The following is a 12568-nucleotide window of genomic DNA, read 5'->3' as shown; positions in this document are numbered from 1 at the left end:
GATGACAGAAGGGGGACGTAGTCGTTCATGTACCTCCCCCTCCTCATCCGCAAGTACCTCTTCAAACGCCGCATCGCGTGGGCGTCGCTCATTGCGGTGATGCTCTGCACGGCGATGGTGCTGGTGACGATCAGTGTCATGGGCGGGTGGCTCGACACGTTCAAGCGGTCGTTCAAGGGGCTGTCGGGCGACGTGATCGTGCAGGCCCAGAGCTATTCCGGCTTTCCGCATTACGAGCGGATGGTCGAGGAGTTGGAGAAACTGCCGGAGGTGACGGCGGCAGTGCCGACGATCGAGGCGTTCGGCTTTCTATCCCTGCAACGGGGCACCCTGTCCGACGGTGTGCAGGTCGTCGGCTACCCGATGGACCGCATCGGTTTGGTGAACGATTTTCCCAAGGCGTTATACCTGCGGCACCAACTGCTCCATGAGATCGCCGACGGCGAGGTGGCCATGCTCGGCGAGCTGGAGGAGTTGGCGTTGCTTTCGCGCAGCGATGGCGAGGTGACGGACGCGCAGAAGGCCGCGCTGCGGGCGGCGGCGGAAGACCCGACGGCGTTGACCGAAGCACAGGCCGACGCGTTGCGCGAGTTGGCCGACGCGTCGGGGCCGAGCACGGCGTTGCCGTTGCCGCCGGGGATTTACAACGAGCAGCTTGATCTCTCGCGACAACGCCGCAACGCGTCGGACTTGCCGGGCATGATCCTCTCGGCCCGCATCCCGCCCAACACCGAGGAAGACGGCAGCCCGACGCGCGGCTACGGCACGTTCGTCCTCGACGCCAAGCTCACCGTGCCCAAGACCCGGCCCGGTTCCGGCATCGCGGTCAGTGCCGATGACGCGCCCGTCGCACAGTTGTTCTGGGTCGCCGACGACGCGCTGACCGGCGTGCATGTCCGCGATGCCAACACGGTGTACGTCGACTTCGACACCCTGCAAGAGATGGCCGACATGGTCGGGCGTGAGGGGATCGATCCGGAGGGGAATGCGTTTCGCGAGCCAGACCGCACCACGGCGATTCAGGTCGCCGCCGTCCCCGGCACGGACCTCGAGGTGCTCAAGGCCAAGGTCAAAAAGATCGTCGACGCCGTCGCGCTCGAGGAGGGCTTGGACGTGTTCGGCCAGACGTACGTCGTGAGTTGGGAAGACGTGAACCGCCCGTTCATCTCGCAGGTCGAGAAGGAAACGGCACTCGTGACGTTCCTGCTCGGCGGCGTGAGCATCGTCGCGATCTTCCTGATCTTCTGCATCTTCTACATGATCGTCGTGGAGAAGACGCGCGACATCGGCATCCTGAAATCCGTCGGCGCGACCGGGTGGGGGATTGCCGGGATCTTTATCGGCTACGGCGCGGTCATCGGCATCGTCGGCGGCCTGCTCGGTGTGCTGCTCGGCGGCGTGGTCGTCTGGAACATCAACGCCATCCACGACGCGATGAACAACCTGCTGGGCGTGCAGGTGTGGGATCCTCAGTTCTACCAGTTCGATCAAATCCCGAGCGAACTGCCGCCGTTCAAGACCACGGTGATCTTCGCCGTGGCGGTGGTGAGCAGCGTGATCGGCGCGGTGGTCCCCGCGATCCAGGCGGCACGGCTCAAGCCGGTGGACGCGCTGCGGTTTGAGTGATGTTTACGAAAGCCCACGGCTTCAGCCGTGGGTCGTCGTGCGGTCTCGCGGACCCACGGCTGAAGCCGTGGGCTTTGCAGTCGATTTTGCTTACGCCGCTTCCATCGTTTCGCGTAGGCGCTTGAGCGTTTCGTGCTCGATTTGGCGGACGCGTTCTCTTGTCAGGCCGATGCGGGCGCCGATTTCCTTGAGGGTCATCGGTTCGCCGTCGTTGCCTTCGAGGCCGTAGCGGAGCTTGAGGATCGTCGCGGCCCGTTCGTCGATCTGCTCCAACACGCTTGCGAGCTTTTTCAGGTCGTCGCGGTGGCGGACGAGCTCGTCGGGGAAGGGGGTGCGGTCGTCGGAGACGACGTCGGCGATGGTGGCTTCCTCGCCATCGGGGCCGGTGCCGCCGAACTGGCTCGGGGCGTTGAACGCCTTGATCGCCTTGCGGATGATCTTGACCTTCTTGACCGGCACGTCCATCTCCCGGCCGATCTCCGAATCGCGCGGCGGGCGGCCGAGCTTTTCTTCGAGCTTGTGGTGGGCCCGGCGGAACTTGGTCATGAGTTCGACCATGTACGCGGGAATGTGAATCGGCTGGCCGCCGTTGATCAGGGCACGCTTGATCGCCTGCTTGATCCACCAACTGGCGTAGGTGGAGAAGCGTGCGCCGTTTTCCGGGTCGAAGCCCTCGACGGCTTTGAGCAGGCCGACGTTGCCTTCCTCGATGAGATCGAGCAGCGTGAGGCCGCGGTTGGTGTAGTGCTTGGCGATGTTGACGACCAGGCGCAGGTTGGAGCGGACCATGCGGTCACGGGCGCGGGCGTCCTGATGGTGGATGATCCGACGGGCGAGCAGCTTCTCGTCGTCGGCGGTGAGCAGCGGCGAGTTGTTGATCTGCTTGAGGTAGATCTGGATGGGCGTCTGCACCGCGGATGAGCGGGCGGCAGCTTTGGGTTCGGCCTTGCGGGCCGACGCACGTTTGGTTTTCTCCGCCTTGGCGACCATGCAGTGCGCATCGGGTCGAACTCACCGGGGGTTTACCGGCGAAATCAGCCTAATGCGGGCCAGCCGCCGAGTAATCGGACGGCGTCGGCGCTGCTTCGGAAGTGCCAGCGGATCGCCTCGGCACAACGCACGAATGCGTCGTCGTCGGGCCGACACATGACCTCCAAGTAGAACATCTGCGGCTCGATGTCGTGGTTGGCCCCGAAGGCGGGGCGGCTGTGGATCTTGGCGATGTTGAGCCGGTGGAAGGCGAACTGGGCGAGCAACTCCGCGAGCAGGCCGGGGCGTTCCTCCGCGGGCGTCACCGCGAGGAGCGTCCGATAGTCACCGGCCCGCAGATCAGCAGGCGTGTCAGCGACGAAAAGGAAGTCGGTGAAGTTGGCCCGGCCGCCACGACGGTTGCCGACGTCGTCGTGGATGACCGTGAGCCCGGCGGCTTCGATGGCGGGGCGGGCGGCGAGCGCGGTGCCGCCGTCGGTCGCGGCGAGCTTGGCGGCGTCGGCGGTGCTCGGGGCGGCTTGCGTGGCCCGGCCGGCGATCCAATCACTGCACTGGGCGAGCGCCTTCGGGTGCGATCGGATCGGCTCGCCCGCGCCGCCGGCGGCGAACGTGACGGGGATTCGCACCGCGCCGTTCACGTGCAACTCACGCTCGAAAATCAGGTCGATCGGTTCCTGAACCAAGCCTTCGAGCAGGTTGTAGTACGGCAGCACGCCGACCGCGTCACCGCCGACCGCCGACGCGAGCGCGTCGAACGACGGTTGTGGGATAAGTTCGTCGCCGAAGTGTCGGGCGGCCGCTTCGGAAAACGTGCCGCGCGGTCCGAGGTGATGAACAGGCATCACGGAAGCCTACACCACGGTTATGCTGATGCCATGAACGATGCCTGGCTCACGGCGGCTCGCGAGACCCTCGCTGGCTACCGGCGGATGATCGACGCGGTTTTGGAGCAGACCGACGACGAGGTTCTGGTGCGTCGGCCGCGGCCGGGGATGAACAGCATCGCGGTCATCTTGCGGCACTTGGGCGGTAATCTGCAGAGTCGGTTCACTGACTTTCTCACGACCGATGGCGAAAAGCCGACGCGCGATCGCGACGCTGAGATGCAGGACTGGCCGGGCAGCCGCGCGGAGTTGATGGCGTGGTTCGATACGGGTTGGTCTTGCTTTACCGAAACGCTCGAAGCGCTCGGACCTGCCGACGTTGACCGAACGGTTTGGATTCGCGGCGTCGACCATACGATTCCCGATGCGATCGACCGTGCGTTGACTCATGTTTCGTATCACATCGGCCAGGTGATGCTGTTGGCACGTTTGCTCCGTGAGAGCGACGACGGCTGGAACTGGCTGACGGTCGCGCCGGGCGAGAGCCGGGCGTTCAACGAGGAGACCTGGGGCACGGCGGCGAGCCGGAGTGTGCTTGGCGCGCAACCCAAAGCCCACGCCTGAAGGCGTGGGCTTTCGGTGATTCGTGCGTTGACGTTGTGACCTATTCGAGGCCGCCGCGGAGGTTCTTGCGGTCGGTGCGCTGGGAGCGCTCCTCCTCGCGCTTCTCCTGGTCGGCGGCCCACTGGGCACGCTTGAGCGAGAGACCGATCTTGCGCTCGTCGGGGTCGACGCGGAGGATCTTGACCTCCAGGTTCTGGCCGGCCTTGAGCTCGTCCTCGGGCTTCTCGACCTTGTGGTCGGCAATCTCCGAGACGTGGAGCAGACCTTCGAGACCGGGCTCGAGCTCGACGAAGACGCCGAAGTTGGCGATCTTCGTGACCTCGCCCTGAACAACCATGCCCGGGCGGTAGTTCTCGGGGATGACGTTGAGCCAGGGATCTTCCTGCATCTGCTTGAGCCCGAGGGCGATCCGTTGCTTCTCCTGATCGACGCTGAGCACGACGGCCTGGACGTCCTCGGACTTTTTGAGGATCTCGGACGGGTGGCCGACCTTCTTGGTCCAGCTGAGGTCGGAGACGTGGAGCAGGCCGTCGATGCCTTCCTCGATCTCGACGAACGCGCCGTAGTTGGCGATGTTGCGGACCTTGCCCTCGATGACCGAGCCGGGCGGGTACTTGTCGGCGACGCGGTCCCAAGGGTTCTCTTCGACCTGCTTCATGCCGAGCGAGATTTCCTGCTTGTCCTTGTTGATCTCGAGGACCTTGACCTGAACTTTCTGGCCTTGGGTGACGACTTCCGAGGGGTGGTTGATGCGCTTGGTCCAGGACATCTCAGAGATGTGGACCAGACCCTCGACACCGTCTTCAAGCTTGATGAAGGCGCCGTAGGACATGATGTTGACGACCTCGCCCTCGTGGACGCTGCCCATGCCGTAGCCGGTCTCGATGTTCTCCCAGGGGCTGGAGGTTTTCTGCTTGAGGCCGAGTGCGATCTTCTCTTTCTCGTAGTCGATGGAGAGGACCTTGACCTCGATCTCCTGATCGATCTTGAGCATCTCGCTCGGGTGGCCGACGCGGCCCCAGGACATGTCGGTGATGTGGAGCAGGCCGTCGATGCCGCCGAGGTCGATGAACGCGCCGAAGTCGGCGATGTTCTTGACGACGCCGGTGGTGATGTCGCCTTCCTTGACCGCGTTGAGGGTCTTGGACTTCTGTTCCTCACGCTGCTGCTCGATGAGCTTGCGGCGGGAGATGACGATGTTGCGACGTTCCTCGTCGATCTTGAGGATGAGCGCTTCGACTTCCTGGCCGATCCAGTCGCTGATCTCGCCGGGGCGACGGATGTCGACCTGCGAGGCGGGGAGGAAGACCGGCACGCCGATGTCGACAAGCAGGCCGCCCTTGATCTTTTTGGCCACCTTGCCCTTCACATGGTCGCCTTCCTGCTTCTCGACCATGATCTTTTCCCAGTTGATGATCCGGTCGGCCTTGCGCTTGGAGATGCTCAGGCTGCCCGAATCCTGGTCGACATTTTCGAGCAGGACGCGCACCTCGTCACCGACGCTCATCGAGTCCGGATCATCGAACTCGTTGCGATCGAGGATGCCCTCGGACTTGAGTCCGAGTTCGACGACGAAGTCTTCGCCGGCTTTGCCGCTGATGCGGCCGGTGATGATGCTGTTGCTGCGGAAATCCAAGACCTCGTCGCCCTGGACGAGGGAGCCAAGATCATCGGCGGCTTCCTCGCCGATGGCATCGATCACGAGGGTGCTGGCTTCGTCTTCGAAGGTGTCCAGCTCAGAAAGAAGGTTGAAATCGACCATAAAAGTACCGTGAATCCGACGGGCCGATGGCGGCACCGTCCACTGGGAAAAGGCGGCAATAGCGATTTGCAAATGCACCGACCGGCGGGACGCCGCCTCATCGCCCGGTTCGGTCGCACCACGGACAATGTGGCGCAAGCTAGAGGATAGCCTCGCCCCGGTGATCGCTCCACCGGCACCGCAGCATATTGAGGCCGTCAAATCCCCGGCGCTGCCAAGGCACTTTCGAACGCATAACCTGCCCGCAATGATGCGACGCAACACCGGCACAAAGTTGTCTTTCGCCGCCTGCGGGCTGCTCGCCGCGATGCTGCTTGCGCCCGGTTGCGCAAGAGTCACCACGCCTAGTGATGACGGTTCGGCCGACATTCGACCGACGCGGGCCGGGCTGACCGAACGTCAGCGGGCAGACAATGTCGCCTCGTTCGACCTGACGTGGGAAACCATCCGCGACAACCACTACGACGCCAACCTCAACGGCGTTGACTGGCAAGCGGTGCGTGACGAACTGCGGCCCGAGGTGATCGACGCCGAGTCGATGGCCGAAGCGCGGGCGGTCATGCAGGAAATGATCGGCCGGCTCAGCGAGTCGCACTATGCGATCATCCCCGCCGACTCGTTCGAGAGCGGGCTGACCGAGGAACTCCTCAGCGATGACCCGACCACCGCCCCGGCCGGTAGCGGCAGCAGCGGGCTGCCGGGCACCGTCGGTTTCGATATCGCCATCGCCGGCGACGCGGCCATCGTCACGAACGTATCCGACGAGGTCGCCGATCGGTACCCGGCGGTTGTGCCGGGCGCGGAGATCATTGCCGTCAACGGCAAGCCGCTCGAACCGTTGCTTGACCGCCTCTACGACGAAACCAACGGAGACCTCCTCGGCGAGTTCGTCCGCAAGATGGCGGTAACCGACCTGCTCAACGGAGATCGCGGCAGCGCGGTCGAAGTTGAGTTGGAGAGTGTTGATGGCCAACGCGACCTCGTTGGTATCGAGCGCACCGCGCCCGAGGGTGAGTTGGTGCAGTTCGGAAATCTGCCGCCGTTCCCGATGACGGTGGAGTCGAGGACGTTCGATTCCCCCGAGGGTCCGGTCGTGTACATCACGTTCAACATTTTCCTCGCACCGCCGAAGCTGATCCCCGCAATCCGTGACGCCGTGCAGAACGCCGTTGAGCAAAACGCGGCCGGTGTCATCATCGATGTTCGCGGCAACCCCGGCGGGCTCGGTGCGCTAGCCGGCGGGATCGTGGGGTACTTCGTCGACGAGACCGGCCTGAAGCTCGGGACGATGGAGCAGCGGGGCACCACGCTCGACTTCAACGTCAACCCACGCCGGCCGTACTACGACGGGCCGCTCGCGGTGTTGATCGACGGCGGCTCGATGAGCACGTCGGAGATTTTCGCACAAGGCTTGGCCGACCTCGATCGCGCCCGCTTGTTCGGTACCCGCACCGCCGGGGCCGCGCTGCCGAGCGTCATCATCGATCTGCCCAACGGTGACAAACTTCAATACGCGTTCGCCGACTATGTGTCGGACAAGGGCCAACGCCTCGAAGGCAACGGTGTCCAACCCGACGTTCGCGTCGTGCCGGATCGTGCGACGTATGCCGCCGGAAAGGACCCGGTGATCGAGGCGGCGTTGCAGTGGATCACCCAGGTCCGTGCCGCCGAGCGCGAGGAGAACCGCCGCAATGGCACGCGCCGCCGGGCGGCTTGAGCCTTGCACGACCGAACCGCGATTCCGTGAAACTTTGACCCGCTTTCCCCGTAGAACCCCATCATGACCAAGACCACGACCCTTCGTACGACACTCGTTCTGGCCGCCGCCCTTGTCGCGCTGCCGGCGTTCGCCCATGACCATGCCACGACCACGCCAGCGACTCAGCCGTCGACGGTGCCGTCCACGGGCCCGGCGACCGAGCCCGCCGCTGATCATGGCGATGCGTCGGAAGTGACCGCCCAGCAAGTCATCGATGCCTACATCGAAGCGACCGGCGGTCGCGCGGCGTACGAGACCGTCGCCGAAGCGTCCTACGTCATCGACGGCAAGATCATCATTCAGGCCCAGGGCATCGAAGGCACGTACAAGATGTACCGCGACGGCGAGAAGATGCTGATGGTCGCCGACATTCCCAACTTCGGGGAGATCAAGCGTGGCTACGACGGCGAGACGTTCTGGGAGTCCAATCTCATGACCGGTGCCCGCATCGTCGAAGGTGCCGAGAAAGAGGCGACCGTCCGCGAGAGCGGATTCGATTCGCTGTTAAATCCCACCGAGCACTACGAGTCCATGACCGTTGTCGGCACCGAAAACGTCAACGGTGAGGAAACCCACAAGGTCGAACTCGTCGACAAACTCACCGGCGAAACCGAAACGCGCTTCTACAGCATCGAGACCGGCCTGTTGCTCAAGGCGACCGTGTTTGCGCCCATGCCGGGCAGCGTTGTCGAGACCACGGTCCAGTTCGACAATTACAAGGAGTTCCTCGGCATCCTGATGCCGACCGAAACGACCCAGTCGCAAATGGGCGGGTCGGTGTTGCTCACGGTTTCGGGTGTGTCCGACGAGTTTGACCTCGGCGGCAACTCGTTCGACGTGCCTGACGAACTAAAGTAAATGCGATCGAATTCGTCACGCGATCCACAAGTGCAGGGTGCCCGTGCGGGCATCCTGCACTTTTTGCTTGGTTTCTACGAAACCCGGCCCCAGCCGACCCGACTCCAGACCCGCTCGTGAAGGTAGTAGAGCAGTAGCTTGCTGGGTACTTCGACCACGGCGATGCTGCCGACGGCACTGGCCTTGCCCGCGGTGTCGCCGGTGTCGAATAGGGTGAGTGCGACCAATGCGATGACGCCGGTCGTAATCGAAGCCAGCGCACGCCAACTAACCGTTTTGGCAATTGACCGCGCCCGGGTCTCGGTCGAGGCCTGCTCGGCCTTGCTCTCATGTTCGACGGTCGGGGCTGCTGCCATGGTCATTCGTCAAAAGCTGCAATGGAAAAGGCCGTCAGTCAAAGTCCGGTAGTCCGGTCTCCTCGCGTGCCTCACCGTCGACTTCTTCGCTTTCGGGCAGGTCGTATACCCGAAGCCAGGCGACCTCGGTCGCCGTGGCCGGCACCTCGCGGAGCGGGAACGTGCCGTTACCGACCACGGCTTCGACCTTTCCGTCGACCGGACGGAAGCCCAGCCGTGTTCCCTGTGGCACCGCGACGACGCTCCCTCGGACGATCCGCCATTCCTCGTCGGTCGTGTTGCGATGGCCGAGGGCGAACGTTCCCTTGTCCGATGTCAGCACCGCCGGGGTCTGCCGGGAAAGCTCGAACGGCATCAACAGTTCCGGCTCTTTCGCCGGCAAACATCCCGCCAATCCGACCAGGATTAAGAGCCCTAAGCATCGCATGCCGCAGCGTAGGACAACGGCGCGGGTCAGTCCGCCAGCGTGCCTTTGGTGCTCGGGACGTCGGAGCCGCGGCGGGGGTCGTGTTCGACGGCGGCGCGCAGGGCGACGGCGGTGGACTTCCAGATGGCCTCGGCGAGGTGGTGGTCGTTGTCGCCGTAGGGGGCGTGCTGGTGGAGGTTGAGCTTGCCCGCGTTGGCGAAGGACTTCCAGAACTCGCGGACGAGCTCAACGGGGAAGTCGCCGATGGTGGTGCCGACGAAGTCGACGGTGAGGACGTGGGCGGGTCGGCCGGAGAGGTCGATGATCGCTTCGGCGAGGGCTTCGTCCATGGGCACTTTCGCCGAGCCGTAGCGGCGGATGCCGGCCTTGTCGCCGATGGCCTGGAGCAGGGCTTGGCCCAGCGCGAGGCCAACGTCTTCGACGGTGTGATGCGCATCGACGTGGAGGTCGCCCTTGGCTTCGACGGTCAGGTCGATCAGCGCGTGGCGGGCCAGCAGGTCGAGCATGTGGTCGAAGAACCCGACGCCGGTGGCGAGGGTGGATTGGCCGGTGCCGTCGAGATCGAGCTCGATGCGGACGTCGGTCTCGCCGGTGGTGCGTTGGATGGAAGCGGTGCGTGCCATGGGTTAGCCGAGCAGGGTGGCGAGGGCGTCGAGCAGCGCGGCGTTTTCGGCCGGCGTGCCGATGGTGATACGGAGCTTATCGGTCAAGCCGGGCGTATCGAACCAGCGGACGAGGATCGCCTGACTCTTCAGGGAGCGGTAGAGGTCACCGGCGTCGTGGCCGGTGGGGACGGTGGCGAGGACGAAGTTGGCCCGGCTCGGTAGCAAGTCGAAACCGAGCTCGGTCAGTTGATGCGTGACGCGATCTCGCTCCTGACCAACGGCGGCCCAGCTCCGGGCGGCATGGTCAACGTCCGTCAGTGCGGCCGTCGCAGCCGCGATGCTGACGGCGTCGCAGTTGTAGCTGTCCTTGACCTTCAACATCTCCCCGATCAGCCCGGCGTCCGCGACGCAGTAACCAAACCGCAGCCCGGCCAGCGCGTACCCCTTGCTCAACGATCGGCTCACGATCACGTTCGGATGGTCGCGAACGAGCCCCATGCAGTCGGCCCCGGCAAAGTCGGCGTACGCCTCGTCGACCAGCAACACGCCGGGCACCCGGCTTGCCAGGTCGGCGATCGCGTCGGGCTCAATGAACGTGCCGCTCGGGGAGTTCGGATTGACAATGAACGTCAACGCCGGCTTCGCCGCGACAAGCTCGTCGACCGGCAGTTGCCAGCCATCCGCCCATGGCATCGTGACCACCCGCGCGTCCTGCAGCTTCGCAAGCACCGCGTAGAGCGAGTACGTCGGCGTCGGGTAGGCGATGATGCCGTCGACGGGTTCGACGAAGGTGCGGATCGCGATGGTGAGGATGTCGTCGGAGCCGTTGCCGGCAAGGACGTTGTCGCGGGCAACGCCGTGGCGATCGGCGGCGACATCGCGGAAGTTGTTGGCGACGGGATCGGGGTAACGCTGCAGTGCATGCGGCTGAATGTCGGCGATCGCGGCCATGACGGCCGGGCTTGGCGGGTAGGGGTTCTCGTTGGTGTTGAGCTTGACGATGCGCGTGCCGGCCGCCGGCTGTTCGCCGGGGGCGTAGCCGGTCATGGCTTGGATCGTCGGTCGGGCGAGAGACATCGGGTGGGAGTTTATGTGCGTTCGGCCTGGTCACTTAAGTGACCCAGGCCTGAGGGTCAATCGACGCGTGCCCGGACACTCGCGGCGTGGGCGTCGAGGCCCTCGGCGGTGGCGAGGGCGTCGACGTGCGGGGCGTCGGCGGCGATGCCAGCGGCGGTGTACTCGACGGTGCCGGTGCGCTTGAGGAACTCGAAGACGCTGATGCCGCCGCCGAAGCGGGCGGTGGTGTTGGTCGGCAAGCAGTGACTCGGCCCGGCGACGTAGTCACCCGCCGCGACGGGCGAGTGCTTGCCGAGGAAGACGCAGCCAGCGTTGTTCAGCTGAGCCAGCGTCGCCCGCGGGTCGGCGGTCTGGATGTTGACGTGTTCGCCGGCGAACCGGTCGGCCAGCGGGAGTAACTGCTCCATGTCGCCGACGAAGATCGCCGAGTGTTTCTCCAACGCCGGCTTGATCGCGGACTGACGCGATAGTGTTTCGAACTGCTTGCCGACTTCGGCCACGACCGCTTCGGCGAGATCGCGGCTGTCGGTGAGGAGGAAGCAACTGCCCGGGTCGTGCTCGGCCTGGGCGAGCAGATCGGCGGCGACGAACGCGGGGTTGGCCGTGTCGTCGGCGATGACCAGCACTTCGCTGGGCCCGAGGAATCCGTCGACACCGACGCCGCCGGAAAGCAGGCGCTTGGCGATCTGCACGAACGTGTTGCCCGGGCCGACGATCTTGTCGACTGCTGGGATCGACTCGGTGCCGAAGGCGAGGGCGGCGATGCCGGCCGCACCGCCGGCGCGGACCATGAACGGCAGGCCCAGCTCATGGCCGGCCGCGAGGACCAGATCGCTCTTGCCGTACTTGCTCGGCGGCGTCGCGGCGACGACGGTCTCGACGCCCGCGACCTGCGCCGGCACCGCGAGATGGATCAGTGACGACGGGTAGCTCGCCTTGCCGCCGGGGAAATAACAACCGGCCGACGCGAGTGGCGTCCACCGCAGCCCGAGCGTCACACTGTCGCGCCGCATCGGCTCGGGCTGGGTCGGCATGAAGTGCTGCTGGTAGGCACGGACTTGATCAATCGAACGCCGCAGGGCGACGCGCAGCGCTTCGGATACGCGTTCGTGAGCCTCGGCCATCTCACCCGGCGTGACGCGGATCTGCTCGGCGGTGAACTCGGAATCGTCGAACTGCCGGGCGGATTCGACCAGCGCATTGTCGCCACGCTCGGCGACGTCGGCCATGATCTTTCGCACGGCGTCCTCCTGCTCGGTCGCGACGATGAGCGAACGCGGATCGAGCCGAAGGGCGTCGAGGTAACGCTCGACCTCGGCAATGTCATGGATGGGCAGCATCAGTCTGCACCGCCATCGAAGTCGAAGACGCGCACGTCGTCGAAGTTGTCCTTGTGCAGCGCGATGAACTCGTCGTGCTTGGGGTGCGGGCCGTAGACGTCATGGCCGGCGACGTCGTCGAACGTGACCGACAGACCGACGTGGTAGTCGCGGTACACGACGGGGCGGTCGGGCGTGTCGGCGGGGGTGCCGACGTGGAAGCCGCGGACGGTGTCGATGTCGCGCAGAAGCCGCGTCGCGTCGGCGATCAGGGCGTCGGCTTGGGTTGGGGCCTTCAGGCGGAAGAGGACGACGTGGGTGAGCATGGTCGGACCGTAGGT

13 protein-coding genes are annotated in these 12568 nt (G+C 64.9%); 4 read left to right on the top strand and 9 right to left on the bottom strand.

Going from position 1 to position 12568, the window contains the following annotated elements:
* The first annotated feature begins 27 nt into the window (after positions 1 to 27).
* Positions 28 to 1626 (top strand): FtsX-like permease family protein, encoded by a 1599-nt coding sequence (locus AAGD32_12625; GenBank protein MEM8875087.1) that lies wholly within the window; start codon positions 28 to 30, stop codon positions 1624 to 1626.
* Between the two features lie 90 nt (positions 1627 to 1716).
* On the opposite strand, the gene AAGD32_12620 is transcribed toward AAGD32_12625, so the two are convergent.
* Positions 1717 to 2616 carry a sigma-70 family RNA polymerase sigma factor gene (locus AAGD32_12620; GenBank protein MEM8875086.1) on the bottom strand — a complete coding sequence of 300 codons (900 nt, stop codon included), beginning with the start codon at positions 2614 to 2616 and terminating at the stop codon, positions 1717 to 1719.
* 44 nt (positions 2617 to 2660) lie between these two features.
* Positions 2661 to 3458, bottom strand: coding sequence for a prephenate dehydratase domain-containing protein (locus AAGD32_12615; protein ID MEM8875085.1), 798 nt, complete (start codon positions 3456 to 3458; stop codon positions 2661 to 2663).
* A gap of 33 nt (positions 3459 to 3491) precedes the next feature.
* On the opposite strand from AAGD32_12615, the gene AAGD32_12610 reads away from it, so the two are divergent.
* Entirely contained in the window at positions 3492 to 4064 is a 573-nt protein-coding gene (locus AAGD32_12610) for a DUF1572 family protein (protein ID MEM8875084.1), read from the top strand.
* A 40-nt stretch (positions 4065 to 4104) separates the two neighbouring features.
* Here the strand turns inward: AAGD32_12610 and AAGD32_12605 are convergent, their stop codons facing one another.
* Complete coding sequence (locus AAGD32_12605) at positions 4105 to 5826, bottom strand: 30S ribosomal protein S1 (GenBank protein ID MEM8875083.1); 1722 nt, start codon at positions 5824 to 5826, stop codon at positions 4105 to 4107.
* A gap of 247 nt (positions 5827 to 6073) precedes the next feature.
* On the opposite strand from AAGD32_12605, the gene AAGD32_12600 reads away from it, so the two are divergent.
* Both AAGD32_12600 and AAGD32_12595 read left to right on the top strand, forming a co-directional pair.
* Entirely contained in the window at positions 6074 to 7543 is a 1470-nt protein-coding gene (locus tag AAGD32_12600; GenBank protein ID MEM8875082.1) for a S41 family peptidase, read from the top strand.
* A 63-nt stretch (positions 7544 to 7606) separates the two neighbouring features.
* Positions 7607 to 8443, top strand: a complete 837-nt coding sequence (locus AAGD32_12595; protein ID MEM8875081.1) for a hypothetical protein — start codon at positions 7607 to 7609, stop codon at positions 8441 to 8443.
* A gap of 74 nt (positions 8444 to 8517) precedes the next feature.
* Here the strand turns inward: AAGD32_12595 and AAGD32_12590 are convergent, their stop codons facing one another.
* From AAGD32_12590 to AAGD32_12565, 6 genes are read right to left on the bottom strand one after another with little or no spacing between them, the layout of a single operon-like run.
* Complete coding sequence (locus AAGD32_12590; protein ID MEM8875080.1) at positions 8518 to 8799, bottom strand: DUF2061 domain-containing protein; 282 nt, start codon at positions 8797 to 8799, stop codon at positions 8518 to 8520.
* Positions 8800 to 8833: 34 nt separating this feature from the next.
* Positions 8834 to 9226, bottom strand: coding sequence for a hypothetical protein (locus AAGD32_12585; protein MEM8875079.1), 393 nt, complete (start codon positions 9224 to 9226; stop codon positions 8834 to 8836).
* 26 nt (positions 9227 to 9252) lie between these two features.
* A complete protein-coding gene (hisB, locus tag AAGD32_12580; protein ID MEM8875078.1) occupies positions 9253 to 9849 on the bottom strand; it encodes an imidazoleglycerol-phosphate dehydratase HisB in 597 nt (198 codons plus the stop codon).
* Between the two features lie 3 nt (positions 9850 to 9852).
* On the bottom strand, positions 9853 to 10908 hold the full coding sequence (hisC, locus tag AAGD32_12575; protein ID MEM8875077.1) for a histidinol-phosphate transaminase: 1056 nt from the start codon (positions 10906 to 10908) through the stop codon (positions 9853 to 9855).
* A 56-nt stretch (positions 10909 to 10964) separates the two neighbouring features.
* Positions 10965 to 12248, bottom strand: a complete 1284-nt coding sequence (gene hisD, locus AAGD32_12570; protein MEM8875076.1) for a histidinol dehydrogenase — start codon at positions 12246 to 12248, stop codon at positions 10965 to 10967.
* Positions 12248 to 12553: a Dabb family protein gene (locus tag AAGD32_12565; protein ID MEM8875075.1), complete on the bottom strand. Its 306-nt coding sequence runs from the start codon at positions 12551 to 12553 to the stop codon at positions 12248 to 12250. The genes hisD and AAGD32_12565 overlap by 1 nt, the downstream gene beginning before the upstream one ends.
* Positions 12554 to 12568 lie beyond the last annotated feature (15 nt).

This window comes from Planctomycetota bacterium (genome assembly GCA_039182125.1).
GTDB lineage: Bacteria > Planctomycetota > Phycisphaerae > Tepidisphaerales > Tepidisphaeraceae > JBCDCH01.
The sequence above is the reverse complement of the archived record's forward strand: the minus strand, read 5'-3'. Positions and strand labels throughout refer to the sequence as shown.

Coding starts and splice junctions, on each gene's coding strand:
- AAGD32_12625 (MEM8875087.1), top strand. CDS start 28: ATGTACCTCCCCCTCCTCATCCGCAAGTACCTCTTCAAACGCCGCATC.
- AAGD32_12620 (MEM8875086.1), bottom strand. CDS start 2,616: ATGGTCGCCAAGGCGGAGAAAACCAAACGTGCGTCGGCCCGCAAGGCC.
- AAGD32_12615 (MEM8875085.1), bottom strand. CDS start 3,458: ATGCCTGTTCATCACCTCGGACCGCGCGGCACGTTTTCCGAAGCGGCC.
- AAGD32_12610 (MEM8875084.1), top strand. CDS start 3,492: ATGAACGATGCCTGGCTCACGGCGGCTCGCGAGACCCTCGCTGGCTAC.
- AAGD32_12605 (MEM8875083.1), bottom strand. CDS start 5,826: ATGGTCGATTTCAACCTTCTTTCTGAGCTGGACACCTTCGAAGACGAA.
- AAGD32_12600 (MEM8875082.1), top strand. CDS start 6,074: ATGATGCGACGCAACACCGGCACAAAGTTGTCTTTCGCCGCCTGCGGG.
- AAGD32_12595 (MEM8875081.1), top strand. CDS start 7,607: ATGACCAAGACCACGACCCTTCGTACGACACTCGTTCTGGCCGCCGCC.
- AAGD32_12590 (MEM8875080.1), bottom strand. CDS start 8,799: ATGGCAGCAGCCCCGACCGTCGAACATGAGAGCAAGGCCGAGCAGGCC.
- AAGD32_12585 (MEM8875079.1), bottom strand. CDS start 9,226: ATGCGATGCTTAGGGCTCTTAATCCTGGTCGGATTGGCGGGATGTTTG.
- hisB (MEM8875078.1), bottom strand. CDS start 9,849: ATGGCACGCACCGCTTCCATCCAACGCACCACCGGCGAGACCGACGTC.
- hisC (MEM8875077.1), bottom strand. CDS start 10,908: ATGTCTCTCGCCCGACCGACGATCCAAGCCATGACCGGCTACGCCCCC.
- hisD (MEM8875076.1), bottom strand. CDS start 12,248: ATGCTGCCCATCCATGACATTGCCGAGGTCGAGCGTTACCTCGACGCC.
- AAGD32_12565 (MEM8875075.1), bottom strand. CDS start 12,553: ATGCTCACCCACGTCGTCCTCTTCCGCCTGAAGGCCCCAACCCAAGCC.